At 69.0% G+C, this 26066-nt stretch carries 29 protein-coding genes; 15 read left to right on the forward strand and 14 right to left on the reverse strand.

The features are described 5' to 3' along the window. Nucleotides 1–45 precede the first annotated feature (45 nt). The 3 genes from RZE79_RS30030 to RZE79_RS30040 all read left to right on the forward strand — a co-directional run bounded on the left by RZE79_RS30030 (nucleotide 46) and on the right by RZE79_RS30040 (nucleotide 3206). The gene (locus tag RZE79_RS30030; protein WP_319358120.1) at nucleotides 46–882 is read left to right on the forward strand and encodes a thioesterase family protein; all 837 of its coding nucleotides are present in this window, start codon (nucleotides 46–48) and stop codon (nucleotides 880–882) included. A 37-nt stretch (nucleotides 883–919) separates the two neighbouring features. Further along, a complete protein-coding gene (locus RZE79_RS30035; RefSeq protein ID WP_319358122.1) occupies nucleotides 920–2560 on the forward strand; it encodes an acyl-CoA dehydrogenase family protein in 1641 nt (546 codons plus the stop codon). 61 nt (nucleotides 2561–2621) lie between these two features. Further along, the gene (locus RZE79_RS30040; RefSeq protein ID WP_319358124.1) at nucleotides 2622–3206 is read left to right on the forward strand and encodes a hypothetical protein; all 585 of its coding nucleotides are present in this window, start codon (nucleotides 2622–2624) and stop codon (nucleotides 3204–3206) included. 13 nt (nucleotides 3207–3219) lie between these two features. Here RZE79_RS30040 and RZE79_RS30045 read toward each other — a convergent pair whose 3' ends face one another. Beyond that, nucleotides 3220–4107 carry a type 1 glutamine amidotransferase gene (locus RZE79_RS30045; protein WP_319358126.1) on the reverse strand — a complete coding sequence of 296 codons (888 nt, stop codon included), beginning with the start codon at nucleotides 4105–4107 and terminating at the stop codon, nucleotides 3220–3222. Between the two features lie 105 nt (nucleotides 4108–4212). Between RZE79_RS30045 and RZE79_RS30050 the strand changes: the two genes are divergently transcribed. The 7 genes from RZE79_RS30050 to RZE79_RS30080 all read left to right on the forward strand — a co-directional run bounded on the left by RZE79_RS30050 (nucleotide 4213) and on the right by RZE79_RS30080 (nucleotide 9394). Beyond that, a complete protein-coding gene (locus tag RZE79_RS30050; protein ID WP_319358128.1) occupies nucleotides 4213–5265 on the forward strand; it encodes a sugar phosphate isomerase/epimerase in 1053 nt (350 codons plus the stop codon). Nucleotides 5266–5681: 416 nt separating this feature from the next. Further along, a complete protein-coding gene (locus RZE79_RS30055; protein WP_319361340.1) occupies nucleotides 5682–5939 on the forward strand; it encodes a hypothetical protein in 258 nt (85 codons plus the stop codon). 58 nt (nucleotides 5940–5997) lie between these two features. Continuing rightward, nucleotides 5998–6261: a translation initiation factor IF-1 gene (infA, locus tag RZE79_RS30060; protein ID WP_056575080.1), complete on the forward strand. Its 264-nt coding sequence runs from the start codon at nucleotides 5998–6000 to the stop codon at nucleotides 6259–6261. Between the two features lie 121 nt (nucleotides 6262–6382). Beyond that, entirely contained in the window at nucleotides 6383–7825 is a 1443-nt protein-coding gene (gene dbpA, locus RZE79_RS30065) for an ATP-dependent RNA helicase DbpA (RefSeq protein ID WP_319358131.1), read from the forward strand. A gap of 94 nt (nucleotides 7826–7919) precedes the next feature. Beyond that, nucleotides 7920–8090, forward strand: a complete 171-nt coding sequence (locus RZE79_RS30070) for a hypothetical protein (RefSeq protein ID WP_194274047.1) — start codon at nucleotides 7920–7922, stop codon at nucleotides 8088–8090. 89 nt (nucleotides 8091–8179) lie between these two features. Then, nucleotides 8180–8494 carry a hypothetical protein gene (locus tag RZE79_RS30075; RefSeq protein WP_153281452.1) on the forward strand — a complete coding sequence of 105 codons (315 nt, stop codon included), beginning with the start codon at nucleotides 8180–8182 and terminating at the stop codon, nucleotides 8492–8494. A 9-nt stretch (nucleotides 8495–8503) separates the two neighbouring features. After that, a complete protein-coding gene (locus RZE79_RS30080; protein WP_319358135.1) occupies nucleotides 8504–9394 on the forward strand; it encodes an EamA family transporter in 891 nt (296 codons plus the stop codon). Between the two features lie 4 nt (nucleotides 9395–9398). On the opposite strand, the gene RZE79_RS30085 is transcribed toward RZE79_RS30080, so the two are convergent. The 11 genes from RZE79_RS30085 to RZE79_RS30135 form a co-directional block, all read right to left on the reverse strand. Further along, on the reverse strand, nucleotides 9399–10325 hold the full coding sequence (locus RZE79_RS30085; RefSeq protein ID WP_319358137.1) for a fatty acid desaturase family protein: 927 nt from the start codon (nucleotides 10323–10325) through the stop codon (nucleotides 9399–9401). 79 nt (nucleotides 10326–10404) lie between these two features. Continuing rightward, complete coding sequence (locus RZE79_RS30090; protein ID WP_319358139.1) at nucleotides 10405–11073, reverse strand: GntR family transcriptional regulator; 669 nt, start codon at nucleotides 11071–11073, stop codon at nucleotides 10405–10407. Between the two features lie 44 nt (nucleotides 11074–11117). Further along, on the reverse strand, nucleotides 11118–12392 hold the full coding sequence (locus tag RZE79_RS30095; protein WP_319358141.1) for an FAD/NAD(P)-binding oxidoreductase: 1275 nt from the start codon (nucleotides 12390–12392) through the stop codon (nucleotides 11118–11120). After that, nucleotides 12389–12637 carry a (2Fe-2S)-binding protein gene (locus RZE79_RS30100; RefSeq protein WP_319358142.1) on the reverse strand — a complete coding sequence of 83 codons (249 nt, stop codon included), beginning with the start codon at nucleotides 12635–12637 and terminating at the stop codon, nucleotides 12389–12391. The genes RZE79_RS30095 and RZE79_RS30100 overlap by 4 nt, the downstream gene beginning before the upstream one ends. Next, nucleotides 12634–13737: an FAD-dependent oxidoreductase gene (locus RZE79_RS30105; protein ID WP_319358144.1), complete on the reverse strand. Its 1104-nt coding sequence runs from the start codon at nucleotides 13735–13737 to the stop codon at nucleotides 12634–12636. The genes RZE79_RS30100 and RZE79_RS30105 overlap by 4 nt, the downstream gene beginning before the upstream one ends. A gap of 113 nt (nucleotides 13738–13850) precedes the next feature. Next, the gene (locus RZE79_RS30110) at nucleotides 13851–14786 is read right to left on the reverse strand and encodes a 4-hydroxyproline epimerase (RefSeq protein WP_319358146.1); all 936 of its coding nucleotides are present in this window, start codon (nucleotides 14784–14786) and stop codon (nucleotides 13851–13853) included. Nucleotides 14787–14797: 11 nt separating this feature from the next. After that, nucleotides 14798–15940 (reverse strand): branched-chain amino acid ABC transporter substrate-binding protein, encoded by a 1143-nt coding sequence (locus RZE79_RS30115; RefSeq protein WP_101490757.1) that lies wholly within the window; start codon nucleotides 15938–15940, stop codon nucleotides 14798–14800. Nucleotides 15941–16385: 445 nt separating this feature from the next. Then, nucleotides 16386–17378, reverse strand: a complete 993-nt coding sequence (locus RZE79_RS30120) for a tripartite tricarboxylate transporter substrate-binding protein (RefSeq protein WP_319358149.1) — start codon at nucleotides 17376–17378, stop codon at nucleotides 16386–16388. 18 nt (nucleotides 17379–17396) lie between these two features. Next, entirely contained in the window at nucleotides 17397–18602 is a 1206-nt protein-coding gene (locus RZE79_RS30125) for a M20 aminoacylase family protein (protein WP_319358151.1), read from the reverse strand. Between the two features lie 99 nt (nucleotides 18603–18701). Beyond that, complete coding sequence (locus RZE79_RS30130; protein ID WP_319358153.1) at nucleotides 18702–19556, reverse strand: pirin family protein; 855 nt, start codon at nucleotides 19554–19556, stop codon at nucleotides 18702–18704. Beyond that, on the reverse strand, nucleotides 19553–20143 hold the full coding sequence (locus RZE79_RS30135; RefSeq protein ID WP_319358155.1) for an NAD(P)H-dependent oxidoreductase: 591 nt from the start codon (nucleotides 20141–20143) through the stop codon (nucleotides 19553–19555). Before RZE79_RS30135 ends, RZE79_RS30130 begins: the two co-directional genes overlap by 4 nt. Nucleotides 20144–20282: 139 nt before the next feature. Here RZE79_RS30135 and RZE79_RS30140 point away from each other — a divergent pair, with 139 nt between their 5' ends. Both RZE79_RS30140 and RZE79_RS30145 read left to right on the forward strand, forming a co-directional pair. Further along, nucleotides 20283–21212: a LysR family transcriptional regulator gene (locus tag RZE79_RS30140; protein ID WP_319358157.1), complete on the forward strand. Its 930-nt coding sequence runs from the start codon at nucleotides 20283–20285 to the stop codon at nucleotides 21210–21212. 38 nt (nucleotides 21213–21250) lie between these two features. Continuing rightward, nucleotides 21251–21727: a peptidylprolyl isomerase gene (locus RZE79_RS30145; RefSeq protein WP_319358159.1), complete on the forward strand. Its 477-nt coding sequence runs from the start codon at nucleotides 21251–21253 to the stop codon at nucleotides 21725–21727. Nucleotides 21728–21787: 60 nt separating this feature from the next. On the opposite strand, the gene RZE79_RS30150 is transcribed toward RZE79_RS30145, so the two are convergent. Then, entirely contained in the window at nucleotides 21788–23359 is a 1572-nt protein-coding gene (locus RZE79_RS30150; protein ID WP_319358161.1) for a CYTH and CHAD domain-containing protein, read from the reverse strand. 162 nt (nucleotides 23360–23521) lie between these two features. Here RZE79_RS30150 and RZE79_RS30155 point away from each other — a divergent pair, with 162 nt between their 5' ends. After that, on the forward strand, nucleotides 23522–23938 hold the full coding sequence (locus tag RZE79_RS30155) for a VOC family protein (RefSeq protein ID WP_319358163.1): 417 nt from the start codon (nucleotides 23522–23524) through the stop codon (nucleotides 23936–23938). Between the two features lie 146 nt (nucleotides 23939–24084). Then, entirely contained in the window at nucleotides 24085–25167 is a 1083-nt protein-coding gene (locus RZE79_RS30160) for a pirin family protein (protein WP_319358165.1), read from the forward strand. A 28-nt stretch (nucleotides 25168–25195) separates the two neighbouring features. Here the strand turns inward: RZE79_RS30160 and RZE79_RS30165 are convergent, their stop codons facing one another. Further along, the gene (locus RZE79_RS30165) at nucleotides 25196–25486 is read right to left on the reverse strand and encodes a YciI family protein (protein ID WP_056575028.1); all 291 of its coding nucleotides are present in this window, start codon (nucleotides 25484–25486) and stop codon (nucleotides 25196–25198) included. Between the two features lie 227 nt (nucleotides 25487–25713). On the opposite strand from RZE79_RS30165, the gene RZE79_RS30170 reads away from it, so the two are divergent. Beyond that, nucleotides 25714–26022 carry a putative quinol monooxygenase gene (locus RZE79_RS30170; protein WP_319358170.1) on the forward strand — a complete coding sequence of 103 codons (309 nt, stop codon included), beginning with the start codon at nucleotides 25714–25716 and terminating at the stop codon, nucleotides 26020–26022. The last annotated feature ends 44 nt before the right edge of the window (nucleotides 26023–26066 follow it).

Genomic DNA, 26066 nt, shown 5'->3' on the forward strand with positions numbered 1-26066 from the left:
CGGGTTGTTCCTAGAATTTTTGATCCCATCGAAAGGCATTCTGCAATGACCTCGCACGACCGTGCCCCCGAGACAACGCCCCCCGCCGTCTACACCGGCGAGGGCGACGCGTGGCAGCCCGACGCCCTCTCGCGCGGCCCCTGGGACCCGCGCGCGCAGCACGGCGGCGCACCCGCCGCCTTGCTCGCACACATCGCCGAAGGCGCGGCGCCCGGCCCCGGCTGGCAGCTGGCCCGGCTCACGCTCGAGCTGGTGAAGCCGGTGCCGGTGGCGCCGCTGGTCACGCGCACGCAGTCGCAGGCCGCGCGCGCCACGGTGCGCGTGGGCATCGACCTGCTCGCGGGCGACACGGTGGTGGCCCGCGCGCATGCGCTGCTGCTGAAGACGTCGCCGGTGACGCTGCCGACGAACCTGCCCGCGGGCGATACGCCGCGCGAACTGCGCCCGCGGCCCGAAGACTGCACCGAGCACCTGCGCATTCCCGGCCTGCCCGACGGGATCTCGTTCCACCAGACCGCCGTCGAATCGCGCCTTGCGCAGGGCGACATCTCGCAGCCCGGCGCGGGCGCTGCGTGGTTCCGGCTCGCAGTGCCGCTGGTGCGCGGCGTGGCCACGTCGCCCGCGATGCGCGCGGCGGCGGCGGCCGACTTCGGCAACGGCCTGAGCTGGGTGCTGCCGCCCACCGACTTCCTGTTCTCGAACGCCGACCTGAGCCTGAACCTGTTCCGCGTGCCCGAGGGCGAGTGGATCGGCCTGCGCGCCAGCACCGAGATGCACGCCGGCGGCGCGGGCCTCACCGTGTCCCACCTGTACGACACGCGCGGCCTCCTCGGCCTCGCGACCCAGACGCTGGTGGTGCGCGAACGCGCCGCCACCGCCTGAACACGCCCCTCTTTCATCGCTTCACGGAGACCACGCCATGACCACCACCGGCATCCACCCCGACAACCAGGTCCCCGAGCTCAAGGACTACAACGTCTACACCAGCGACCCCGCGCTGCGCGGCGCGGTGGCGCGCGGTGGCGCCGCCTGGCGCGACGACGAGCTGGTGCGCCAAGGCGCCGAGTACGGCGCCGAGGCCACGCTGCGCGCCGCCGAGGACGCCAACCGCCACGAGCCCGAACTGCACACGCACTCGCGCACCGGCACGCGCATCGACAGCGTGCAGTTCCACCCCGCGTGGCACACCCTGATGTCGATCGCGCGGCGCAACGGCATCGCCAACCTGCCATTCTTCGACGAGCGGCCCTCGGCCTGGGTGGGCTACGGCGCCTCGCTGTACATGCACAGCCAGATCGAGTCGGGCTCGACCTGCCCGACCACCATGACCAAGGCCTGCATCCCCGTGATGCGCCGCAACGCCGCGCTGTACGCCGACCTGAGCACCAAGCTCGCGTCAAATGAACACGATGCGCGCGACATCCCGCTCGAGGGCAAGACCTCGATGACCGTCGGCATGGGCATGACCGAGAAGCAGGGCGGCAGCGACGTGCGCAGCAACACCACGCGCGCCGTGCCGGCCGGCCAGGGCCCGTGGGGCAGCGAGTTCCTCATCACCGGCCACAAGTGGTTCTTCTCGGCGCCGATGTGCGACGGCCACCTGGTGCTGGCCAAGACCGACGAGCACGGCTCGTCGTGCTTCTTCGTGCCGCGCTGGCGGCCCGACGGCAGCAAGAACGCGATCCACATCCAGCGCCTGAAGGACAAGGTCGGCAACCGCTCCAACTCCAGCAGCGAGGTCGAGTTCAAGGAAGCCTGGGGCGTCCTCGTGGGCGACGAGGGCCGCGGCATCCCGACCATCATCGAGATGGCGACCGTGACGCGCCTGGACTGCGCACTCGCCAGCGCCGGCTTCATGCGCCAGGGCTTCGCGCAGGCGCTGCACTACACGCGCAACCGCTTTGCCTTCGGCAAGGCGCTGGTCGACCAGCCCGTGATGACCGAGCTGCTGGCCGACATGGCGCTCGAAACCGAGAGCGCCACGCTGCTGGCGATGGAACTCGCGTCGCGCTTCGGCTCGCCCGCACCGCTGGACACTGCGTGGCGCCGTCTGCTCACGCCCGCCGCCAAGTTCTGGAACTGCAAGCGCGCGGTCGCGCTCACGGGCGAGGCGATGGAAGTGTTCGGCGGCAACGGCTACGTGGAAGACGGCCCGATGGGCCGCCTGTTCCGCGAGGCGCCCGTCAACTCGATCTGGGAGGGCTCGGGCAACGTGATGTGCCTGGACGTGCTGCGTGCCGTGTCGCGCAACCCCGACGACGCGCACCTCGTGCTCGACCACCTGCAGGAAGTGACCGCCGGCGAAACGCGCCTGCAGACCGAGGTGCAGGCCCTGCGCCAGATGGTGCAGCTGGCGCCGCAAGACCTGGAACGCCAGGCGCGCCGCTTCACGCAGCGGCTGGTGCGCGCGGCACAGGCCGGGCTGATGCTGCAGCATGCGAGCCCGCTCGCTTCGGCGGCCTTCGTGTCGAGCCGCTTCGATCCCGACTGGGGCCCGGTGACCGGCATCAGCGCCGGCACCAGCGACCCCGCCGCGCTGGTGCGCGCGGCCTGGCATTGAGACGAAGAAGAATGAGCGGAGTTCACGCTCGCCCGTTTCCAAGCGTCGAAAATCGCCCCATATGACCATTGCGGCGAATTTCGATCCTTTGGGCCGACCGTACTTCGACCTCGTCGTCGTTCGCGCACCCTTGAGCGAAGTGGCACGAGCCTTCGACGGCTATCCCCCTATGAGAGTGAAAGTAGCCGCCACGCCCTTCCTGTTTCCCTCCCAGTCGTACAGCGGAGAAAACTCCACCATGCTGCTTTGGCAACCGGAGGCTGCGCCGCAACTCACGGCGTTCATGCCGCATGCTGCATCGAGCGACTACTTCTTTCGCTCGTACTGTGCCCGGTTCCTGTTCAACGTTGTCGAGGTGCGGAGCACCGATGAACAGGTGGCGGACCAGATCAACTCGTTCGAGGTCCATGCAGAGGGCAAGCTGAGGCGCATGGTGCGCGTGATGAAAGACGATCACTGGGATTTCTTTCAGGAAGGCAACCCGCTCGGGTTCGAGCAGACGGCGCGCTACGCCTCGAGGCTGCTGAAGGATCGCCTGACGCGGGACCTGGTGCTCGACTATCTGGAAGCCTGGGGAGCACCCGTTCGCGAAGAGGCGTTCTGGCGAACGAGCATTCCGGCCGCCACCTTCGTGAGCTGGACCTAGCGCGCCGACGTCATCAGCGCCGCAGCAACGCCTGCCGCAGCAACCGCGACGCCCGGTTGCGAATCCGCCCCTGCATCTCGCGCATGCTCGTGCGCGGCGCCACGCGGGCGGTGGCGCAGGCCCACAGGAAGTCGTGCAGGATCGGCGTGTCGTCCACCGTCTCGGTGCTGCCGTACTTGTGGAACTCCGGGTGCCACTGCGTCGCCGCGATGTAGCCGCGCCCCTTTTCAGGCCGGCGGCGGATCGCCTCGGGCACGCGGTCGGGCAGGCTCCAGGCCTCGACCTCGAAGCCCGGCGCGAGGCCCTTGATGCCCTGGTGGTGGATGCTGTTGACGCGCGCCGTGCGCACGTCGGGAAACAGCTTCGACAGGCGCGTGCCTTCGACGATCTCGATCTGGTGGAAGTTCTGGTCGTAGGTCACCGGGTCGCGGTGGCGCACCGTCTCGGGATGGCCGTGCTGCGCCTCGATGTCCTGGTAGAGCGAGCCGCCGAAGGCCACGTTGATCAGCTGCAGGCCGCGGCACACGCCGAAGATCGGCTTGCCGGCCTGCTCGAAGGCTTCGACCAGCGCGAGGTCGTACAGGTCGCGGATCTGGTCGCCGATCCACGCGTCTTTCAGGGGCTCCTCGCCGTAGCTGCCGGGCCAGACATCGGCGCCGCCGTGCATCACCACGCCGTCGAGCCACTCGGCGTAGTGCGAGAGCTTGGTGTCGCCGCGCGCCGTTTCGCCCGTGGGGCAGGGCACCATCACCACCATCGCGCCGGCCGACATGAGCCAGTGTGCGATCGACTGTTCGACGTACTGCAGTGTCTTGTTCGTGAAGAGCGAGCGGGCCGGGTCGGCGTGCGAGAAGCAGGCGGACAAGCCGATCTTGAGCCGGGCGGCGACAGGCTGAGACATCTCGATGGGTTCCCTGTGGACAAAGTTCATTGTGCGCCCATCGAACTTCGGTCGTGTGTCAGCCGAACCCCCGAAGTATGCTGTGCGGCGCATCAGGAGACACGCATGAAGACGATCAAGGGGCCGGGCATTTTCCTGGCCCAGTTCGCGGGCGACACGGCCCCGTTCCACTCGCTCGACGCCATCGCCGGCTGGGCCGCGGGCCTCGGCTACAAGGGCGTGCAGATCCCGAGCTGGGACACGCGCCTCATCGACCTGAAGCGCGCCGCCGAGAGCAAGACCTACTGCGACGAGATCAAGGGCAGGCTTGCGGGCCACGGACTGGAGATCACCGAGCTCTCGACGCACCTGCAGGGCCAGTTGGTCGCGGTGCACCCGGCCTACGACGCGGGCTTCGACGGCTTTGCGGCGCCCGAGGTGCGCGGCAACCCCGTCGCGCGCCAGCAGTGGGCGGTGCAGCAGCTGCACCATGCGGCCAAGGCCTCGGCGAACCTCGGGCTCACGGCGCACGCGACCTTCTCGGGCGCGCTGGCCTGGCCGTATCTTTATTCATGGCCGCCACGCCCGGCCGGCCTCATCGAGGAAGCCTTCGACGAACTGGCGCGCCGCTGGCGCCCCATCCTCGATGCCTTCGATGCCGTGGGCGTCGACGTGGGCTACGAAATTCATCCCGGCGAGGACCTGCACGACGGCGTGAGCTACGAGATGTTCCTGGAGCGCGTGAACAACCATCCGCGCGCCTGCCTGCTCTACGACCCGAGCCATTTCGTGCTGCAGCAGCTCGACTACCTGGCCTACATCGACCACTACCACGAGCGCATCAAGCTCTTCCACGTGAAGGACGCCGAGTTCAACCCGACCGGCAAGCAGGGCGTGTACGGCGGCTTCCAGAGCTGGATCAACCGCGCGGGGCGCTTCCGCTCGCTGGGCGACGGGCAGGTCGACTTCAAGGCCATCTTCTCGAAGATGGCGCAGTACGACTTTCCGGGCTGGGCAGTGCTCGAATGGGAGTGCTGCATCAAGCACCCGGAAGACGGCGCGCGCGAGGGCGCCACCTTCATTCGCGACCACATCATCCGCGTGGCCGATCGCGCCTTCGACGACTTCGCGGCAGGCGGCGCAGACGTGGCGGCCAACCGGCGGATGCTGGGGATCTGAGCCGTGCCGGGCACGACCCGGGCGCTTGCAGCGAATGGGTTGCTATATTTTTAATAGCTGTCATTGCATGACAGACGGCCCTTCGGGGCCTTTTTCATGCAGACGTTGTTTTTAAGACAAGCAACTGTCATGCCCTGCAAGCTATAATGTCGGGTTCGTTTCGATACCACGACGAAGAATTTCGTCACTCCCGCCGGCTGACCTGCACTGTCCTTGGATGCTTCAGGCCTTTCATTTTCAAGCCGGCTTCACAGTGTGTTGGAGCGCCAGACCGGGCGCCCATGATTGCCACCACTGCCTTCGTTCCTGTTGAAGCGAATTGCGCATCCCCCGCGCCGTTGCGGCCGGTCCGCGCCCGTTTTCAATTATTTTTCAGGCTCTTCGCGCTTTGTCTTTGCGCGCGGCGCCAAGGCTTCATGGACATCATTCAACACAGTATCGCGGTGGGCAAGTACCTTGTTTCCCCGCTCATTCGACACCAGGACGACGGCGGCTTTGCCGCTTCCGTCTCGATCCGCTCCGGCCACGGCAGCGGCATGCACGACCGCGTGATGCGCTTCACGCCCCGCTTTGCCAGCCACGCCGCGGCGCTCGGCTACGCCATCGAACAGGGCTTGGGCTGGGTGCGCGAGCGCGCACCGCAGGCCCCTCTCGCACTTCCGTGCGCGGCCTGAAACAATTACGCCCAATCTCATCTCCAACACACATCGAACGATTCAGAGGTAATCACTTATGCCCAAGGAAGAACTGATCGAAATGAACGGCGCAGTGACCGAAGTCCTGCCCGACTCGCGCTACCGCGTCACGCTCGACAACGGTCACCAGCTGATCGCCTACAGCGGCGGCAAGATGCGCAAGCACCACATCCGCATCCTGGCCGGCGACAAGGTGTCGCTCGAGCTCTCGCCCTACGACCTGACGAAGGGCCGCATCACGTTCCGTCACCTGGAACGTCGCGGTCCCCCGCCAACCAACAACAACTCGCCCCGTCGCTGAGCGACGCCCGGCCGGCCTTGCAGAGCGCCCTCCCGGAGGGGGCCCTGCAAGGCCTTTGTCTTTTCCGGGCGTCACTTTTCCTTTTGCGTCTTCCTGTCTGTATGTCTCCGGCTGCCGAACGATGAACTCCACCACCTCCCCAGCCGGCGGCCTCCCCGCCGAACCCCACGGCTTTGCCACGCTGGCGCTGTCGCCCCAGATGCTGGCCAACCTCACCCAGCTCGGCTACACGCAGATGACGGCCATCCAGGCCGCCGCACTGCCGCTGGCCTTGCTCGGCAAGGACCTGATCGCGCAGGCCAAGACCGGCAGCGGCAAGACCGCCGCCTTTGCGCTGGCGCTGCTGTCCAACCTGAACCCGCGCCGCTTCGCCATCCAGGCGATGGTGCTGTGCCCCACGCGCGAGCTGGCCGACCAGGTCACGACCGAAATCCGCCGGCTGGCGCGCGCCGAAGAAAACATCAAGGTGGTCACGCTCTGCGGCGGCGTCGCGCTGCGCGGGCAGATCGCCAGCCTGGAGCACGGCGCGCACATCGTCGTGGGCACGCCGGGCCGCATCATGGACCACCTGGAGCGCGGCAACCTCGACCTCTCGGCGATGAACACGCTGGTGCTCGACGAGGCCGACCGCATGCTCGACATGGGTTTCTTCGACGACATCGTGACGGTGGCGCGCCAGTGCCCCAAGGAACGCCAGACGCTGCTGTTCTCGGCCACGTACCCCGAAGGCATCGCCAAGCTCGCGCAGCAGTTCATGAAGAATCCCGAGCAGATCACGGTGCAGGCCCAGCATGAGGGCAGCAAGATCCGCCAGCGCTGGTACCAGGTCAAAGACAGCGAGCGGCTGCACACCGTGAGCCTGCTGCTCGACCATTTCCGTCCCGTGAGCACGCTGGCCTTCTGCAACACCAAGCAGCAGTGCCGCGACCTCGTCGAGGTGCTGCAAGGGCAGGGCTTCAGCGCGATGGCGCTGTTCGGCGAGCTGGAACAACGCGAGCGCGACCAGGTGCTGGTGCAGTTCGCCAACCGCAGCTGCTCGGTGCTCGTGGCCACCGACGTGGCGGCGCGCGGCCTGGACATCTCGCACCTCGAAGCCGTGATCAACGTCGACGTGACGCCCGACTCCGAAATCCACATCCACCGCGTGGGCCGCACCGGCCGCGTGGGCCAGCAGGGCGGCTCGGAAGGCCTGGCGCTCAACCTGGCCAGCATGAACGAGATGGGCTTCGTCGGAAAGATCGAGCAGCTGCAGGGCCGCGAATCCGAATGGCACAACCTGGCCGAGCTCACGCCGGCCCCGGGCGCGCCGCTCACGCCGCCGATGGCCACGCTGCAGATCGTCGGCGGACGCAAGGAAAAGATCCGCGCCGGCGACGTGCTGGGCGCGCTGACCGGCGACTGCGGCTATGCCAAGGAGCAGGTCGGCAAGATCAACGTCAACGAGTACTCGACCTATGTTGCGGTGGACCGCAGCATTGCCGAAGAAGCCGCACGCAAGCTGGACAACGGCCGCGTGAAAGGCAAGAGCGTCAGGGTGCGCCTGCTGACTGCGCAGTCGACCTGACATCCCTCCCATGCTCCCGTTTCGGCGCTTGGCAGATGAAATCTGCCGATGTGGCCTAATCGGGGGTCGAACATCCTTTTTATCCGAGCTTTCCATGCCCAAGAAAATCCGTACCGAAGCCGACCGTCTTGCCAGCCCGAAGCCGACGCCCATGCCCGGCTACACCGTGCCGCGCAACGGTGGCGGCCAGAAGATCAGCCTCGAGCGCGGCACCGCCACGCGCAGCAAGAAGAACCCGGGCAAGCGCCCGACCAAGGGCGGCTGATCCAGCCCCCGCGGCTCTTTCTTCGGAGCCACGACGAACGCGCCTCCGGGCGCGTTTTGTCATTGGGGCCCGCCATTCCTGCCGCCGCCATGTCCGACGACAACCAGATCTACATCCCGCCCTCGTTCTTCGCGGTCTACAGCGACGCGCGCCAGCGCCTGCGCGAACCGATCGACGTGGTGCGCGCGCGCTACGAGATCTGCGAAGACCTCGCCGGCCACCTCGTAGGCCATGCGCAGATCCAGCACCACACCGAGGTGCCGGTCGAAAGCGAGATCCTGCGGCGCATCCACGCCGGGCTCGCCACGCCCGAATCGGGCGTGGCGCCCGCCGAGGCCGGCTGGATCGTGCAGCGGCTGGCCGAGCTGCTGGGGTGGGAAGCGCCCGAGGGGTCAATTGAATAGATTCAGGCCATGACCTCCCGCACCACCGACGTCCTGCTCACCGCCATTGCGCCCGCGATCTGGGGCAGCACCTACATCGTGACCACCGAGCTGCTGCCGGCGAACTACCCGCTGACGGTGGCGCTGCTGCGCGCGCTGCCGGCGGGCCTGCTGCTGATGCTCTTCGTGCGCCAGCTGCCGCCCCGGGCGTGGTGGGGCCGCATCTTCCTGCTGGGCGCGCTGAACTTCTCGGTGCTGTGGGCGATGCTGTTCCTGGCCGCCTATCGGCTGCCGGGCGGCGTGGCGGCCACCATCACCTCGGTGCAGCCGCTGTTCGTGGTGTTCCTCGCCGGCCTGCTGCTGGGCGCGCCGGTGCGCGCGCTGTCGGTGGCAGCGGCCGTCATCGGCATGGGCGGGGTGGCGCTGCTGGTGCTCACGCCGAACGCCACGCTCGACGCGCTGGGCATCGCCGCCGCGCTCACGGCGGCCGTGTCGATGGCCTTCGGCACGGTGCTGAGCCGGCGCTGGCAGCCGCCGGTGTCGGCGCTGACCTTCACGGCCTGGCAGCTGACCGCGGGCGGCCTGCTGCTGCTGCCGGTGGCACTGTGGCTGGAACCGCCGCTGCCCGCGCTCACGGCGATGAACTGGGTCGGCTTCGCCTGGCTCGGCCTGATCGGCGCCGCACTCACCTACATCGTGTGGTTCCGCGGCGTGGCCCGGCTGGAGTCCTCGGCGATCGCGCCGCTGGCCTTCCTGAGCCCGGTGACGGCGGTGATCCTGGGCTGGGCCTTGCTGGGCCAGAGCCTGTCGGGCTGGCAGATGGCGGGCATCGGCATCGTGATCGCGAGCATCTGGCTGAGCCAGCAGGCGCAGCGCGGTGCGCAGCCGGTGCCGGCGGTGCAGCCCGCACCCAGCCGCTGAGGTCTTACGCCACTGGCGCGGCCTGGCGCAGCAGCTGCAGGTAGCCGGGCTGCACTTCCATGCGCGCGGTCGCGCCCTGGCGCTGCAGCAGGCGGTGCGCCTTCGGCAGCGCCCAGCAGGGCAGGTTGGTGAACATGTGGTGCTCGCAGTGGTAGTTGACCCAATAAGGCGCCACGAAGATGCGTTCGAGCCAGCCGGCATGCGTGGTGCGCGCCTGGCGCAGCGGATCGGCTTCGTTCTGCGCCACCAGCGCATGCTCGGCGATGTTGCGCACGCGGCTCACGAGCGGCAGCCAGGTCGCCATCGGCAGCAGCCACATGAGCACCCAGGCCCACCAGACCCCGGCGAGCGTGAAGGCCAGCAGGCCCAGGCCGTTGCCGATGAGGAAGCGCTTGTCTTTTGCCAGCGCGCGCCCGAACACGCGCAGCGCCGATTCGCCCGGCGCACGCTGGCGCAGGGCGTCGGCGATGTGGCCGAAGCGCTGCTTGTAGAAGGTCTGCCCGCTCAGGTCGCGCACGACCTTGCGCCACATCGAGTCGCGCGAGATCGGAAAGGGCGCCGACAGCACCAGGTCCGGGTCTTCGGTCTGTTGCACGAAGCGGTGGTGCTGCAGGTGATACGGCCGGTAGTCGCGCAGCGTGGGCGAGCACAGCCAGTAGCCGACCCAGTCGTTGACCTTGCGGTTGCGGTGCAGCCCCGCGTGCGCGGCGTCGTGCATGAGGATGAACAGGCCCAGCTGGCGCGTGCCGACGATCGGCACCATGAGCGGAATGGTCCACGGCCACACGATGCCCACCGCCATCGCGGCGCCGATCACGCCCCAGCAGTGCGCCACCAGCCACAGGCCCCGCCACGACGAGCGCGTGGTGAGCGATTGCCACTCGTCGGGGGTGAAGAAGTCGTCGGGTCGAGCGCGGGGTGCAGCGGCCATCGGGCCAGTATGCGGCGAAGGCGCGGGCAGATCACGCGTAGTTCCCCGGTGTGGGCGCCTGGGAGCGAGGCCCTTCGGCCTACTTGTCGATGATTTTCCGGGCGAAGACTTCGAGGTAGTCCATGAGCCGCTCGGCCCCCGCGATGGCCGCGGCCTCGTCGCCGGTGGCGATGCCCTGCGCCAGTTCGAGGTGCGCGTTGGCGCCCTCGACGATCTCGCCCTCGTGCTGGTAGGCGTACCAGAAGCGCCGGCACTGCACGATGAGCGGCACCACCGCCTTCACGGCCGAGTCGTTGTGGCTCGCGTGGTGCGTGACGAGGTCGAGCGCGCGGTCGGCGTGCATGTAGTCGGTCAGGTCGCCGCGGCCGGCCGCTTCGACCATGGCCTCGGCGCAGCGCACGATGGCCTGGCGCTGCGGCGCGGTGGCGCGGCGCGCGGCGCAGGCCGCAATCAGCTGCTCGAGCACGCGCCGGGTCTGGATCACGTCGAGGTGGTCGGCCAGGTCGATGGTCGACACCAGCAGGCCGCGGCGCGGCTGCTGCACGATGAGGCCGATCGACACCATGCGCATCAGCGCCTCGCGCACCGGCGTGCGACCCAGGCCCGTGCGCTCGGCCAGATCGGCCTCGACGATCTGGCTGCCGGGCTCCAGCTGCATGGTGGACAGCAGCGCCTCGATGGCGTCGTAGGCCAGGTCGGCCGCGCGGCGCTTGGGCGGGGGTCGGAGAGCGGTCTTCGGGGCGGCCATGGTGGGAGTGTGGATGTGCTCGTGCGTGTACAGATGCGGGGCCGTCATTGTCGGGCGTCGCCGGGCGCTGCGAGCCCGGCCAGTGTCTCGATGCGGACCGGCACCAGCGGCGGGCGCGGCGCGGGCGGCGTCCAGCCGAACAGGAACTGCGCCGCGTCGCCGCAGACGCGCCCCTGGCAGGCGCCCATGCCGCAGCGGCGGTGCAGCTTGGCATCGGTCCAGCCGGTGCAGGCCGAGAGCGCAGCAAAGGGCACGTCCTCGCAGCGGCACACGAGCGTGTCGGGGCGGGGCAGGGCCTTGAGGTCGTCGGCCAGTGCGAAGCGGCGGTGCAGCTGGGCGGCGAAGGCGTCCCAGCGGGCGCGTTCGCGGTCGTGGGTGCGGGCCTTCGCGGCCTCGCCGGCGGCCGCATGACCGGCGATGGTGCCCTGCACCAGCGCGCGCTCGCTGCCGCCGAAGCCGGTGCATTCGCCGGCCGCGTAGATGCCTGCGACGCTCGTGGCCTGCAGCGCATCGACTGTGATGGCTTGGCCCGCGAGCGCGCAACCGAGCAGCTGGCCCAGCTGCGTGTTCGGCGTGAGCCCGAAACCGCAGGCGATGCGATCGCAAGCCAGTTCGACCTCGCGACTGCCGTGGCGCAGCCGCACCGATTCGACCTGCGTCGTGCCTTGCGCCGAGAGCACGCGCGTCGCGGTGCGGTAGCGCCCATCGGCCAGCGTGAGCGCCTGCACGACCTTGCCGGGCCAACGCACGAGGTTGGCACCGAAGGCCGCGACCGAAGCGAACGAGGCCTGCTCGGCGATGCGCAGCACCTGCGCGCCGGCCGCTTTGGCCGTGGCTGCAGCGGCCAGCAGCAAGGGCCCGCTGCCCGCGATGACGATGCGTTCGCCCTCGACCGGCAAGCCCGCCTTGATCAGCGCCTGCAGCCCGCCCGCGCCTGTCACGCCGGGCAGTTTCCAGCCGGGGAAGGGCAGCAGCAGTTCGCGCGCGCCGGTGCACAGGATCAGCTTTTTCCACTGCATGCGCGTCGCGCCTTCGGCGTCTTCGAGCAGCAATTCATGCGAAGCAGGCGCGGCGACGACACGCGTGCCGCTGCGCACGCGGATGTTCGCGTGGCGTGCGAGTGCATCGCGCCACTGGCGCGCCACGGGCGGCAACGAAGCGCCGGAGCCGTCGCGCCAGATCTGTCCGCCGGGCATGGGGTTGTCGTCGATCACCACGACCGACGCACCACTGGGCGCCGCCGCCACGGCCGCGGCCATGCCCGCAGGGCCCGCGCCGACGACCAGCACATCGCAGGTTTCGAGCGTGACGCCGCTCATGCCGTCGTCTCCACGCGCATGCCGTCGGCGCACACGGTCTGGCACGCGAGCCGGCGCCGCCCGTCGATCTGCACGCGGCATTCCTGGCACACGCCCATGCCGCAGAACGGCGCACGCGGCTGGCCCGTGACCGAGGTGCGCGCCGCGCCCATGCCGCCCGCAACGCGCAACGCGGCGGCGACCGAGCTGCCCGCTTTCACGCGCACGAGCTGGCCATCGATGTGCAGTTGTGTCTGATCGCTCATGCCCTCTCCCGCAGGCCGCGCGGCGCATATGGCGCGGCGTCGAAATCGGGCGTCGCACCGGTCATCAGCGCTGCGAGCACATGCGCGCTGCCCGGCGCCGTGGTCACGCCCAGCCCTTCGTGGCCGACCGCGAGCCAGAGCTTCTCGCGCCACGGGTGCTTGCCCAGCAGCGGCAGGCCGTCGGGCGAGGCGGCGCGCAGGCCGGTCCACGCGCGCACGGCGTTCAGGTCGGCGAGCCCCGGCAGGTAGTCGAGCGTGCGCTGCAGCATGCGCGCGAGCATCGGCGCCTCGACGGCCAGGTCGGTCGTGTCGAACTGGCGCGACGAGCCGACCAGCAGCTGCCCCGTGGGCCGCGGCTGCACGTTGAAGGCGACCGAGTCGCCATCGCTGTGGTGCGCGCTGGTCACGTAGCCGAGCTCGACGAGCTGGTGGTGCACGGTGCCCGGGTAGCGGTCGGTGATGAGCAGGTGGCCCTTCTTCGGGCGGATCGGCAATTCGGGGCACAGCGTCGTCGCCTCGATGCCGTTGGCGAGCACGACCTGCGGCGCACGGCGGCGGCTACCGTCGGCCAGGCGCAGCGTGCCGTCGTCTTCAAGGGCCTCGACCTTCGCGTGTTCGACGTGCACCGACGCCGCATGCTGCGCGAGCAGCCAGCGCGCCGCATTCGGCGCATAGAGGATGCCGTCGCCCGGCACTTCGAGCGCGCCCGACAGGCCGGCGCGCAGGGCGGGCTCGGCGCGCGCGAGTTCGCCCGCGCTCAGCAGCCGGCTTTCGATGCCGAGCGCGCCCAGCCGTTGCTGCTTGCGTTCGGCCTCGGCCATTTCTTCGTCGTTCGCCGCGATCCAGAGCGTGCCGCAGGGGCTGTAGGCGCAGTCGGCGCCCAGACGCGGTGCAAGGCCGCGCCACTGCGCGACCGAATGGCGGCTGAGTTCGAGCTCGGCCGCGTTGTCGTCCATCACCACGAGGTGGCCCATGCCCGCGCCGGTCGCACCACCGAGGCGCGCATCGAGCACGCACACACGACGGCCGGCCTGCGCCAGCGCATGGGCACACGCCGCGCCGACGATGCCGGCGCCGATGACGATGACGTCCGCGTCCACGGCCTATCGCACTTCGCGAAACACCGCGGAACCGGCTTTGCCGGGCCGCAGGTGTTGCCCCCGGTAGGGGGTTGGCGAAGCGACACGAAGTGCGCGAAGACTGGGGGCGAGCCTCATGTTCGGATGCCCCAGCCGAAGGGGTCTTCGTCTTCGATGAGCAGCGTGGCCTCGGCGCTGATGTGCGCGCGGCCGCGCAGCGTGGGAATGACCTGGTCGCCGTCCATCGCGTAGCTCGCCTCGAAGACGCTGCCGATCACGCTGGCCTGCGTCCACACCGCGCCGGGCCCGAGCTTGCCGTCGGCCGCGAGGCAGGCGATCTTGGCGCTGGTGCCGGTGCCGCAGGGCGAGCGGTCGTAGGCGTTGCCGGGGCACAGCACGAAGTTGCGGCTGTCGGCGCCGGCATCGTCGTCAGCAAAGAGTTCGATGTGGTCGATCTCCGCGCCGTTCGCGCCCGTGATGCCCTGCGCCGCGAGCGCCTTGCGCAAGGCGGCCGTGTAGTCGGTCAGCGCCGCGAGGTTGTCGCTCGCCACGCGCTGGCCGTGTTCGCTCACGAGGAAGAACCAGTTGCCGCCCCACGCCACGTCGCCGCGCACGCTGCCGTGGCCGGGCAGATCGACCGCCACTTGGTGCAGGTGCCGGTACGCCGGCACGTTGCGCACGCTCACCGAACCGTCTTCATGCAGCGTGGTCGTGACGGTGCCGACAGGCGTCTCGATGCGGTGCTCGCCCACGCCGATGCGCCCCATGTGCGCCAGGCTCGCGACCAGCCCGATGGTGCCGTGGCCGCACATGCCCAGATACCCGGCGTTGTTGAAGAAGACCACGCCGGCCGCCGCATCGGGCGACACCGGCTCGCACAACAGCGCGCCGACCACGACGTCGCTGCCGCGCGGCTCGAGCACGGCCGCTGCGCGCCACTTGTCGTGCTGATCGGCCAGCAGCGTGCGGCGCTCGGCCATGGAGCCCTTTCCCAGATCGGGAAAGCCGCCGATCACAAGGCGCGTGGGCTCGCCGCCCGTGTGCGAATCGATGATCTGGATGCGTTGCATGCGTGTGGGGCTCAGTAACTGGCGATGGGCACGGGGGCCGCGTTCTTGAACGTGAAGACGGTGATGGGCGCCTGCTTCATGTTGCCCTTGTCGTCGTAGGCGTAGGTGGCGGCCACGCCCTTGTAGGTGGTCTTGTAGAGCTCGGCGCCGACCTTGTCGGGGTCGATGGTGTTGGCCTTCTTCATCGACTCGCCGATGAACAGCACCTGGTCGTAGTACGAAGCGGCGTACGCATCGGGATCGATGTTGAAGCGCTTCTTGAACTTCTCCTTGAAGGCCGGGCCGCTCTGCGCCTTCTCGAGCATGGAGCCGCCCTGCGCGCAGAACACCAGGTCGTTCACCGCGTCGCCGCCGATCTTGCCGGTGGCCGGGCTGCACACGGTGTCGCCGCCCAGCAGCTTGCCCGGCACGGCCAGCTGCTTCATCTGGCGTGCCATGGGCGCGGCCTGCGGCGCATAGCCGCCGAAGAAGATCGCCTCGGGCGCCTTGCCCTTCATGTTGGTCAGGATGGCGGTGAAATCGACGGCCTTGTCGGTGGTGAACTCCTGGCCCACGATCGTGAGGCCCTGCTTCTTGGCCTCTTTGGTGAACTCTTCGGCAAGGCCCTGGCCGAAGGCCGTGCGGTCGTCGATCACGCCGACCTTCTTCACCTTCAGTTCCTTGGCCGCGTACACGGCCATGGCGCCACCGATCTGGTTGTCGCTCGCGATGATGCGGTACAGGTTCTTGTAGCCGCCCTGCGTGACCTTCGGGTTGGTGCCCACGGTGGAGACCAGCGTGCCGCCGTCGCTGTAGATGCGCGAAGCCGGAATGGCCACGCCCGAGCAGTACGGGCCCATGACGAACTTGACGCCGTCGTCGACGAATTTCTGCGCCACGCTGACGCCGGTCTTGGCGTCGCACTGGTCGTCTTCGGAAATCAGCTCGAACTTCAGCGTCTTGCCGCCGACGCTGAGTTTTTTCGCGTTGAGCTCCTCGATGGCCAGGCGGATGCCGTTTTCATTGTCCTTGCCCGCGAAGGCGTTGGGACCCGACAGCGGACCGCTGTGACCGATCTTGACCACCTGCTCCTGCGCGTGCGCGGGGCTTGCCACGGCCAAGGCAACAAGGCCCGCGAGACTGAGTGAGGAAACCATGCCTGCTTGTGACTTCATGCTTCGTCCTAGGGTTAAGAACAATGAAAAACGACAGGGGCCAACTACATGGGGTGCCTGTCGCAGTTTAAATATATTAAGTACATATCTTGTAGATATCTGTGGGGCAAGCGCTCTTTCAGGCTGAAGGCTTCTGTGATATCTGTGAACAAACGGGCCGTTCGGGGCGGCGATCCCGCCGACGGGGAGCCTTTGCTCCGCGAATGTCCCCCGCCCTTCGGGCTCCTCCTTAATTTCGCTGCGCAAGGCACCCCATCGACGTGCTCGTTGGGCAGTGCAGTGATGGATCGGGGAGCACCACGACAGCGCCCGGCGTGCCCGGGACACTGGGTGCTTCCCGCAGCGAAATCAAGGAGGAGCGAAGCGGGGGACATTCGCGGAGGGAAGTACCCGGTGGCCCGGGCACGCGCCCCGAACAGGAGCGCTAAACCAAGCGAACAAAAGGTCAGTCGACCTTAGCCCCCGAAGCCTTCACCACCACCCCCATCGCATCCCAGTCCGCACGCAGCAGCTTCTGGAAAGCCTCGGCGCTCTGGCTGCGCGGCTCCACGCCCAGGCGCTTGAAGCGTTCCTGGATCACCGGATCGGCCAGCACCTTGTTGGCCGCCGCGTTGATGCGCTCGACCTCGGCCTTCGGCGTTGCGGCCGGCGCCAGCAGGCCGATCCACGAATCGAAGGCGTAGCCCGGCAAGCCGCTCTCCGCCACCGTCGGCAGCTTCGGCAGGAACGGGCTGCGCGATTGACCGGTGGAGGCCAGCAGCTTCATGCGCGCGTCGTCCTGGAAGCCCATCACGCCGATGCTCGACGAGATCACCGCCTGCACACGGCCCGCGAGCACCTCGTTCACGGCCTCGCCGGTCGACTTGGTCGGGATGTGCGTCATCTGCAGCCCCGCCTTCGCGAGGAACGACGCCATCGCCAGGTGCGTGGCGCTGCCGTTGCCGGCCGAGGCATAGTTGTACTTGCCGGGGTTGGCCTTGACCTCCTTGATGAAGTCGGCCGTGCTCGCCACATTCATGCCGCTGGCCACCGCCAGCACATAGCCCGCGTTGCCCACGTTGGCCACGCCGACGAAGTCCTTCAGCGGGTCGTAGGGCAGCTTGCTGTACAGAAAGCCCGCGATGTTGTGGCTGGCCGCCGCCAGCACCAGCGTGTTGCCGTCGGCCGGCGCCTTGGCCGCCATCGCCGCGCCCACCGTGCCGCCCGCGCCCGCGCGGTTCTCGACGATGGCGCTGCCGCCGAGCGCGGCGCCCAGCTCGTTGTTGAAGGCGCGCGCCACCGTGTCCTGCACGGCGCCCGTGCCGAAGGGCACGATGATGTGGATCACGCGCTGCTGCGCATGGGCCAGGCCGAAGCCACCCAGGGCCAGGGCGGCTGCCGCGGCAGCCAGCGAACGTCGGGTCAGCAGAGAAAAAGTCATGGGCGGGGCCGCTTTCATCGTCAACAAAAAAATGGGTCAGGCGCCCGACGGCAGCCAGCGCTGCACCAGCTTCACGAAGTAGCTGGCACCGATCGGGATGATCTCGTCGTTGAAGTCGAACGAGGTGTTGTGGATGATGCAAGGGCCGGGCCCGTGGCCGTCCAGCCGGTGGTCGCCGTCGCCATTGCCCAGGAAGGCGTAGCAGCCGGGCCGCGCCAGCAGCATGTGCGCGAAGTCTTCGGCGCCCATCACGGCGGGGAAGTCGTCGGTGACCATGTCGTCGCCCACCACCTCGCGCATCACGCCGGCCGCAAAGCGCGCCTCGGCCGCGTGGTTCACCACCGGCGGCGACGAGCGCTTGAAGAAGATGTCGGCCGTGCAGCCGTGCGCCATGGCCACGCCCTGGGCCACCTCGCGCAGGCGCGCCTCGATCTTGTCGATGGCCTCGACGGAAAAGGTGCGCACCGTGCCGCCCACCGAAGCTTCATCAGGAATCACGTTCGGTGCGTCGGATCCCTGCAGCTGCGTGACCGCAAGCAGGGCGCGCTCGGTGCTCGGAATGGTGCGCGGCACGATCGTCTGCAGCTGCTGCGCCAGCGTGACCACGGCGGCCACCGGGTCGATGCCGGTGTGCGGCATCGAGGCGTGCGTGCCGCGCCCGCGCAGCGTGACCTTGTAGGTGTTGCTCGACGCCATCAGCGCACCTTCGTTGAGCGCGAAGCGGCCCACGTCGCCGACCGGGAAGTTGTGCAGCGCGAACACCGCGTCGCACGGAAAGCGCTCGAACAGGCCCTCGTCGATCATCTTCTTCGCGCCGGCCTTGCCCATCTCTTCAGCAGGCTGGAAGATGAAATGCACCGTGCCGTCGAAGTCGGCGGGCCCCTGCTGCGACAGGTGCCAGGCGGCGGCCAGCAGCATCGTCGTGTGGCCGTCGTGCCCGCAGGCGTGCATGCGGCCCGCGTGCGTGGACTTGTGGGCGAAGTCGTTGGCCTCGTTCAGCGGCAGCGCGTCCATGTCGGCGCGCAGGCCGATGGTGCGGGTGCCCGTGCCCTTGCGCAGCACGCCGACCAGGCCCGTGCCCGCGATGCCGCGGTGCACCTCGATGCCCCATTCGGTGAGCAGGCCCGCCACCTTCTCGGCCGTGCGGTGCTCTTCGAAACCGAGTTCGGGGTGCGCGTGGATGTCGCGCCGGATGTCGATGAAATGGGTGGCGTGGGCGGCGAAGGCGTCGACGAGATTCATGGCGTGGGGCGGCTGCGGGATCGTTCGAGAGAAAAACAGAAGCGAACGATTCTGGCGCAGCCGCCCGCGCGGCGCATGCTGGCTTACACGTGGTTCAGGCTAGCCGAGCCGGCCTTCCTCGCGCAGCTTCGCGCCGATGCGGCGAATCTCGGCCTCGCCCTGGTCGAGCGTCGCGCGGCTCGTGTGGACCGAGTAGTGGCCCATCACCAGCTCGTGCGGATGCGGCACCGCCGAGCCGAGCACGAAGGACGTGTCGCCCTGCGCCACGACCTCGAGCGCCGCATCGGACTCTTCGAACACCGCAAGCTCGCCCGTGCCGATGGGGCCACCGGTGCCATCGCCCGCGTCGAGCCGGCCCGCGTTCACCGCCACCCAGCCCACCGTGTGGCCGGCAGGCGGCGTGTAGCGCCAGCGTTCGCCGTCCTTCAGCTGCACGGCCAGGTAGTTCATCGGAGAGGGCGCCGGAATGGGGCTTTGCGCCGCGCCGTAGCGCCCGAGCAGCACGCGTGCCGGGCCGTCCTGCGGCACCTGCGAGGGCGCGAGGTAAATGCTCTGCGCGGGCGCGTTTTCTTCAGCGGCCGGCAGCGCCACCCAGAGCTGGAAGCCCTGCACGCGCGTCACGCCCGGCGCTGGTGCGCCCGTGTGCCACACGCCGTTGCCGGCTCGCATCCACTCGACGCCGCCGCCGCGCAGCACGCCCTGTTCGCCGGTCGTGTCTTCATAGAGCGTGTCGCCTTCGATGAGCCAGGTCAGCGTGGCGATGCCCGAGTGCGGGTGCATGCCGAAGCCCTTGTGGCCGCCCGTGGTGTCGAAGCCGAACAGGTCGAGGAACACGAAAGGCTTGAGGTACTCGCCCAGGTCGCCAGGGCTCATGAGCCGCGTGATCGGTCCGTGCTTGGCGCCGCGCGTGCGGTAGACGATGGCGCGGGTGTCCGTTGCAACAACTGCGCTCATACAGCCTCCCTGGCGGTCTTCAGTGCGCGGGTCCACCACGCCATGTCGTCGAGCAGGCCCGTGGCCGACTGCGCCAGGTGCGGGAAGTCATCGAACGATTTGCCCTGCTGCCAGATGCCGAGGAACTCGACCATGCCGATGTGCACCGCGTGGCGCACCGGCGCCATCTGCATCTCGACCGCGACCAGGCGCAGCTGCTCCACGGCCCGCGCCGCGCCCACGCCGCCGTAGCCCACGAAGCCGATCGGCTTGCGGATGAACTCCTTGTAGGCCCAGTCGATCGCGTTCTTCAGCACCGCGCTCGGGCCGTGGTTGTACTCGGGCGTGACGATGATGAGCCCGTCGAAGGTGGCCAGCTTGGCCTGCCAGCGCTGCGCGGCCTCGTTCTTCACCGGGCCCCAGGCGGGCGCGCCGGCTTCGTTGAAAAAGGGCAGCGGGTGGTCGCGCAGATCGACCAGCTCGAAGGCCAGGTCGGTGCGCTGCTTGGCGATCTCGTGGATCCACTGCGCGGGCTTCTCGCCGAAGCGGCCTTCGCGGGTCGAGCCGAGGATGATGCCGATGCGGGGTTGTTGTTGCTGTCCGGTCATGGGGTGCGTGCTCCTGAATGAAATGGGGGTGGTCGAAGGCCGCAAGGCCATGGACCCAAGGTTAGGCATGCACGCATTGATCGACTAGACGGTAGAGTCGGATTGCACTCGTCCACGAACAGAAGGAATAGACCCCGCCATGCTCGACCTCAACGACATCGCCGTCTTCGTGCAGGTGGTGCGCCACGGCAGCTTTGCCGAGGCCGGCCGCCGGCTGGGCCTGCCGCCCAACACCGTGAGCCGGCGCATCCAGCAGCTGGAGGCGCAGCTCGGTACCCGGCTGCTGCAGCGCTCGACCCGCAAGCTCACGCTCACCGGCGCCGGGGAGGCGTTTCACGAACAGTGCGCCGAGGCGGTCGACGGGCTGGTCGAGGCCGGGCAGGCGCTCATCACCGGCAGCCAGGAACCCAGCGGCCGGGTGCGCGTGGCGACCACCGCCGATTTCTTCGACTTCTTCCCCATGGCCTGGGTGGCCGACTTCCTGGCGGCGTACCCGCTGGTGCGCATCGAGTTCGTGCTCAGCGACGCCAAGGCCGACCTCATCGCCGAACAGATCGACATCGCCTTCCGCGGCGGCGCGTTGGCCGACTCGGGCTACGTCGCCCGCCAGCTGCTCGGCCCGCGCACCGACGGCCTCGTCGCCAGCCCCGCCTACCTGGCCGCACGCGGCACGCCCGCCACGCTGGGCGAGCTGGCCGACCACGACTGCGTGACCCCCGCCCACCCCAGCGGCCGCACCACTTGGCGCCTGACCGGGCCCGGCGGGAAGGAAGAAGAAGTGCAGGTCGGCGGCCGTTTCAGCGGCAACACCGCGCAGGCATTGCGCAAGGCCGCCATCGCCGACCTGGGCATCGCGCTGCTGCCGCCGGCCATGGGGCGGCTCGATGTGGAGGCCGGGCGGCTGGTGCCGGTGCTGCCGCAGTACCAGCGCACCGGGCACGGGCTGAGCGTGGTCTACCCCAGCCGCAAGCACCTGCCGCGGGCGGTGTCGGCGTTCATCGCGGTGGTGACGCAGAAGCTGCGGGAGGAGGAGGCGTTGCCGGAGGTGTGGCGGGCGCGGATGACCTGACTTCGGACGCGGATCGATTTCCACAGAAAATGCCCGCCATGAAAATCGAAAAAGACACCGTCGTCACCCTCAAGTACAAAGTCGCCGACGCCCAGGGCAAGCTCATCGAAGCCAGCCCCGAGCCGATGGCCTACCTGCATGGCGGTTACGAGAACACCCTGCCCAAAATCGAGCAAGCGCTCGACGGCCAGGAAAAGGGCTTCCAGACCACGCTGAACCTCGCCCCCGAAGACGCCTTCGGCCTGCGCGACGAGGCGCTGGTGCGCACCATCCCCAAGACCGAGTTCCCGCCCGGCGTGAAGGTCGGCGGCCAGCTGCATGGCCGGCTCGACGACGGCACCGAGCACGTCTTCACCGTGACCAAGATCAAGGGCCCGGTCGTGCTGCTCGACGGCAACCACCCGTGGGCCGGCAAGGCGCTGAAGTTCAGCCTGCAGGTGACGGACGTGCGCGCGGCGCTGCCGGTGGAAATCGAGCACCGGCATGTGCATGGGGCGCATGGGCACCATCACTGAGTGAGTCGCTGACGAGCGCCGAGGGCCACGCGGCCCGGCGTTCGCTTCGACGGCGGGTGACTACTTCTTCTTCCAGAACCTCGGCGCCTCGCCGATCTCTTCCAGCGCCTTGCGGCACGCCTTCGCACCCGCCGCGCGGCGCGCGCTGAACCAGCCGACCGCGAACCACGCGCGCGGGTCGCGCGATGCGACCTCGCGGTACAGCGCGAGCGCCACCGCCTCGTCGTTGAACGCGCCCAGCGCGTCCTGCGCGGGGCGCAGGGCTTTCAGGTAGCGCTCGGCCGCGTCCTTCTTCTTTTTGCGGCCTTCCGCTTCGGCGAACAACGGCGCGACGAACTCCCCCAGGTAGCGCAGGCGCTTGAGCCGCTTGCGCGCGCGGTGCTGGTGCTCGGTGGCCAGCGATTCGAAACGCTCGCCGTCGCGCACGGCCTGCTTGTGCAAACGCTGGAGTTGTTCGCGCAGCTGCTGGCGGGCCTCGTCGGGGGCGAGCGGTGCGGACCCCGTCGACGGCGGCGTGGCGGCGGTAAAGCCGATGAGCGACACCAGCACGTCCTGGAACGCCGCAGCGCGCACGATGTCGCCGGGCGTCAGCGCGGACGCGGCTGCGTCGGCATCGCTCACGAGCGGATCAACCTCCGGCGCACCCGCTTCACGCAGCCGCGGCTGCGCGAGCTTCACGACCTGTTCGCGATCGCGCAGGTCGCCCAGCGCGCGGAAGGCGTCGACGAGCGGCGGCTCCCAGGCGGCGGCGTCGAAGCGGCTCGTGTCGGCGTCGAGCCCCGCGAGTTCGCGCAGCGCGGTGCGCAGGCGGCGGATGCCGATGCGCAGCTGGTGGATCTGTTCTTCGTCGGTGCTGCCTGCGGCGATCTCGCTGGCGTTGGGCAGCATCTGGCCCAGGCACGACGCGACCACGGCCTGCTGGAGGGTGCGGCCATCGAGGCCGTGGGCCGGGAAGCGCGGCGCTTCGGCCTTGACGGCGGGCACGGTCTCCTGCTCGGCCAGCAGGCGCATGCCGCGCTCGGCCTTCGAGACGGTGCTGAACCACAGGCCGTGCTGCTGCGACCAGCGCCGCGCGAGGGCCACGAGCCCTTGCACATCGCCGCTCTTGAGTTCGAGCTCCAGCTCGCACACGGGCGAGGTGCGCTGCGCAGGCGTGCCCGCGTGCACGACGACCTTGCCGACGTCGAGCGCCATCTCGACGACGGCGCCGCCTTGGCCGCTCACGCGCAGGTCGCGCGTGAGCCGCACGATGTCGGTCGACTGGCGCTCGACCAGCGGCACCGGGACGCTATCGGCCAGCTGCAGCAGGCGGGCCAGCCGCTCGCCGACGGGCGTGTCGGCGTGGCGCGCGGGGTCGATGGCGGGCGCGGCGGCGCCGGTGCCCAGGTCGACGTTGTGCTCGAGCCGGTGCAGCGCGTTGTCGCCGGCGGCCTTGACGGTCTGCACCCAGCGCCGGCCCTCCTTGCGCAGGCGCAGCACCATGCCGTCGGCGACGAGGCGCTGGTCGGCGGTGTCGAAATAGCGGGCTTGCAGGCGCGTGCGCACGACGGCGCCGCGCCGCAATGCGGTGTCGACGGCCTTCAGGCGGTCGGGGGGAATGCAGAACTTGAACTCGATTTCCATGGTGTTCATGATGCCCGCTCTTTTTCCCCCTCAGCGACGTGCTGCCGGCCGATTCCGGGGGCGCGAAAATCATGTGGACACCGTCCATTTTCTTTGATATCTTTTGTGGACGGCGTACACAAGACGTCGGCAAACACCCCATCCACCCTTCATCGACACAGGAAAGACACCATGGCCACCAAGCAGATCTTCGTGAACCTCCCCGTCAAGAACCTCGACAAGAGCAAGGCGTTCTTCGGCGCACTGGGCTACACCTTCAACCCGAAGTTCACCGACGCCAACGCCGCCTGCATGGTCATCCACGAAGGCAGCATCCACGCGATGCTGCTGATGGAAGACTTCTTCAAGACCTTCACGACCAAGGCCATCACCGACACCCGCACGAGCACCGAGGTGCTGGTGTGCCTGTCATGCGAGAGCCGCGCCGAGGTCGAAGACCTGGTCGCCAAGGCGGTGGCCGCTGGCGCCACGACGCCCAGCGAGCCGAAGGACTACGGCTTCATGTACGGCCACGGCTTCCAGGACCTGGACGGCCACCTGTGGGAGCTGGTCTACATGGACCCGAACGCCGAGATGCCCGCGCAGTAACACCGGCCCGGACGATGCCCATCGTTCCATATGCGCTCTTGATCGTTGCGCGGAAGGCACCTACCGAAAGGCGGCGGCGCCCCGATATTCCTGGTTCAGGCACGGCCCGCATGGCGGCCGTGCCCACCCCACCCAGGAGTCCCGACATGTCCGACAGCAACGAAAGCAGCAGCAGCAGCAGCCCGTCTCCCATCGTCCAGGTCCAGCCGCTCGGCTTCCCGTGGCAGACGCTCGACCCGTTCCTGTTCTGCGTCTACCACGACGACGCGTACCCGAAGGCCAACGGCCGCATGGGCCCCGAGGCCTCGCTGGCCGGCCGCCAGATCGGCCAGGACTTCAGTCGCAAAGACGGCTGGAGCATGTACCACGGCGAGACGGTGCCGGGCTTTCCGTCGCACCCGCACCGCGGCTTCGAGACGGTGACCATCGTGCGCAAGGGCCTGGTCGACCATTCCGATTCGCTGGGCGCCACCGCGCGCTTCGGCGGCGGCGACGTGCAGTGGCTCACGGCCGGCAAGGGCATCGTGCATTCGGAGATGTTCCCGCTGCTCGACGCCAGCGCGCCGAACCCGCTGGAGCTGTTCCAGATCTGGCTCAACCTGCCGGCGAAGAACAAGATGGCGCAGCCGCACTTCACGATGTTCTGGTCGGAGGCGATTCCGCGCTTCGCCTCGGACGACGCGCAAGGCGGCCGCACCGAGGTGGCGGTGATCGCCGGGCGCTTCGGCGGCGATAGCGCGCTGGCCCAAGCCGCCATCGACCCGCTCGCGCCGCCGCCCGATTCATGGGCCGCGCAGGCCGGTGCCGACCTGGCGATCTGGACGCTGCGCATGACGCCCGGCGCGCGCTGGACGCTGCCGCCCGCCACGGGCGAGGGCACGCGGCGCATGCTGTATTTCTTCAAGGGCGCGACCGCGCAGGTGGCGGGCCGGCGCGTGGACGGGCCGGCGGCGATCGAGCTGCGCGCCGACGCGCCGGTCGAGCTGTTGAACGGCCCCGAGGGCGACGGCGAGTTCCTGCTGCTGCAGGGCCGCCCGATCGCCGAGCCCGTGGCGCAGTACGGCCCGTTCGTGATGAACACGCAGGCCGAGATCAGCCAGACGATGGCCGACTACCGCCGCACGCAATTCGGTGGCTGGCCCTGGGCCGACCCGGCGCCGGTGCATGGCGCCGACGCCGCGCGCTTTGCACGGCACCCGGATGGGCGCGAGGAAGTGCCGGGGGCCTGATCGGTCGACGTTCGAGGCCGCGCGGTGCTCAGTAGCCGCGCAGCACTTCGACGTTCAGCGCGGTCATGCTGGGGATGAACTCGATCACGTCGGTGCGCGCGACGCCGCCCTGCACGAAGGGGTCGCGCGCCAGCACCGCCTCGAGGCCCTCGCGGTCACCCGAGCGCGCGAGGATCACGCCGCCTTTGCGCGGCACCTGGCGCCCCGAGGCCACGAACAGGCCGCTGGCGTAGTGCTTTTTCAGCCAGGTGACATGCGCATCCATCAGAGCGTCGAGTTCCTCGAGCGGGCGGATGTAGGTCAGGGTGACGATGAACATGGCAAAAGGCAGATCGGTGCGGAAGAAGACCTGATCCTATGGCCTCGGCGCGACAGTGGCGGCGCGAGAGTGTGTCTTGCGGGTAACTGTGTCGCATGCGGCGTGTGCATGCGGCGGCCGGGCGGCGGCCTTGTCGCCCACCGGACCTGCGCGGCGGCGCGCGATCTCGTAGATTCGGTCGTTCCCTTCACCGCATCACCCCCTCACTTCCACGGAGACCCTGTTCCATGATCCAAGTCGTTGCCGTCATCACCGCCAAGCCCGGCCAGCGCGCCCGTCTGCTCGAAGCCTTCCACGCCAACCGCGCCGCCGTGCTCGCCGAAGAGGGCTGCATCGAGTACGGGGCCACGATCGACGCGCAGGGCGTTCCGCCGTCGAAGGCGAGCTTCGGGCCCGACACCTTCGTGGTCATCGAGAAGTGGGCCTCGCTCCCGGCCCTGCAGGCCCACGGGGTCGCGCCGCACATGGCGGCCTTCAGCGCCCAGACCCGGGAGTTCACCGAGAGCAAGCTGATCCACGTGCTCGAGCCGATCTGAATTCGCCGCGTCGCGCCGCCGCCGCCTTCGCGCGCGGCGCGATG

The sequence above is a fragment of the Variovorax sp. EBFNA2 genome (assembly GCF_033802765.1).
Lineage (GTDB): Bacteria > Pseudomonadota > Gammaproteobacteria > Burkholderiales > Burkholderiaceae_C > Variovorax > Variovorax paradoxus_H.

What these genes read in the sequence shown, in the direction of transcription:
- RZE79_RS30030 (WP_319358120.1), top strand. Translation starts at nt 46, where the DNA reads ATGACCTCGCACGACCGTGCCCCCGAGACAACGCCCCCCGCCGTCTAC.
- RZE79_RS30035 (WP_319358122.1), top strand. Translation starts at nt 920, where the DNA reads ATGACCACCACCGGCATCCACCCCGACAACCAGGTCCCCGAGCTCAAG.
- RZE79_RS30040 (WP_319358124.1), top strand. Translation starts at nt 2,622, where the DNA reads ATGACCATTGCGGCGAATTTCGATCCTTTGGGCCGACCGTACTTCGAC.
- RZE79_RS30045 (WP_319358126.1), bottom strand. Translation starts at nt 4,107, where the DNA reads ATGTCTCAGCCTGTCGCCGCCCGGCTCAAGATCGGCTTGTCCGCCTGC.
- RZE79_RS30050 (WP_319358128.1), top strand. Translation starts at nt 4,213, where the DNA reads ATGAAGACGATCAAGGGGCCGGGCATTTTCCTGGCCCAGTTCGCGGGC.
- RZE79_RS30055 (WP_319361340.1), top strand. Translation starts at nt 5,682, where the DNA reads ATGGACATCATTCAACACAGTATCGCGGTGGGCAAGTACCTTGTTTCC.
- infA (WP_056575080.1), top strand. Translation starts at nt 5,998, where the DNA reads ATGCCCAAGGAAGAACTGATCGAAATGAACGGCGCAGTGACCGAAGTC.
- dbpA (WP_319358131.1), top strand. Translation starts at nt 6,383, where the DNA reads ATGAACTCCACCACCTCCCCAGCCGGCGGCCTCCCCGCCGAACCCCAC.
- RZE79_RS30070 (WP_194274047.1), top strand. Translation starts at nt 7,920, where the DNA reads ATGCCCAAGAAAATCCGTACCGAAGCCGACCGTCTTGCCAGCCCGAAG.
- RZE79_RS30075 (WP_153281452.1), top strand. Translation starts at nt 8,180, where the DNA reads ATGTCCGACGACAACCAGATCTACATCCCGCCCTCGTTCTTCGCGGTC.
- RZE79_RS30080 (WP_319358135.1), top strand. Translation starts at nt 8,504, where the DNA reads ATGACCTCCCGCACCACCGACGTCCTGCTCACCGCCATTGCGCCCGCG.
- RZE79_RS30085 (WP_319358137.1), bottom strand. Translation starts at nt 10,325, where the DNA reads ATGGCCGCTGCACCCCGCGCTCGACCCGACGACTTCTTCACCCCCGAC.
- RZE79_RS30090 (WP_319358139.1), bottom strand. Translation starts at nt 11,073, where the DNA reads ATGGCCGCCCCGAAGACCGCTCTCCGACCCCCGCCCAAGCGCCGCGCG.
- RZE79_RS30095 (WP_319358141.1), bottom strand. Translation starts at nt 12,392, where the DNA reads ATGAGCGGCGTCACGCTCGAAACCTGCGATGTGCTGGTCGTCGGCGCG.
- RZE79_RS30100 (WP_319358142.1), bottom strand. Translation starts at nt 12,637, where the DNA reads ATGAGCGATCAGACACAACTGCACATCGATGGCCAGCTCGTGCGCGTG.
- RZE79_RS30110 (WP_319358146.1), bottom strand. Translation starts at nt 14,786, where the DNA reads ATGCAACGCATCCAGATCATCGATTCGCACACGGGCGGCGAGCCCACG.
- RZE79_RS30115 (WP_101490757.1), bottom strand. Translation starts at nt 15,940, where the DNA reads ATGAAGTCACAAGCAGGCATGGTTTCCTCACTCAGTCTCGCGGGCCTT.
- RZE79_RS30120 (WP_319358149.1), bottom strand. Translation starts at nt 17,378, where the DNA reads ATGAAAGCGGCCCCGCCCATGACTTTTTCTCTGCTGACCCGACGTTCG.
- RZE79_RS30125 (WP_319358151.1), bottom strand. Translation starts at nt 18,602, where the DNA reads ATGAATCTCGTCGACGCCTTCGCCGCCCACGCCACCCATTTCATCGAC.
- RZE79_RS30130 (WP_319358153.1), bottom strand. Translation starts at nt 19,556, where the DNA reads ATGAGCGCAGTTGTTGCAACGGACACCCGCGCCATCGTCTACCGCACG.
- RZE79_RS30135 (WP_319358155.1), bottom strand. Translation starts at nt 20,143, where the DNA reads ATGACCGGACAGCAACAACAACCCCGCATCGGCATCATCCTCGGCTCG.
- RZE79_RS30140 (WP_319358157.1), top strand. Translation starts at nt 20,283, where the DNA reads ATGCTCGACCTCAACGACATCGCCGTCTTCGTGCAGGTGGTGCGCCAC.
- RZE79_RS30145 (WP_319358159.1), top strand. Translation starts at nt 21,251, where the DNA reads ATGAAAATCGAAAAAGACACCGTCGTCACCCTCAAGTACAAAGTCGCC.
- RZE79_RS30150 (WP_319358161.1), bottom strand. Translation starts at nt 23,359, where the DNA reads ATGAACACCATGGAAATCGAGTTCAAGTTCTGCATTCCCCCCGACCGC.
- RZE79_RS30155 (WP_319358163.1), top strand. Translation starts at nt 23,522, where the DNA reads ATGGCCACCAAGCAGATCTTCGTGAACCTCCCCGTCAAGAACCTCGAC.
- RZE79_RS30160 (WP_319358165.1), top strand. Translation starts at nt 24,085, where the DNA reads ATGTCCGACAGCAACGAAAGCAGCAGCAGCAGCAGCCCGTCTCCCATC.
- RZE79_RS30165 (WP_056575028.1), bottom strand. Translation starts at nt 25,486, where the DNA reads ATGTTCATCGTCACCCTGACCTACATCCGCCCGCTCGAGGAACTCGAC.
- RZE79_RS30170 (WP_319358170.1), top strand. Translation starts at nt 25,714, where the DNA reads ATGATCCAAGTCGTTGCCGTCATCACCGCCAAGCCCGGCCAGCGCGCC.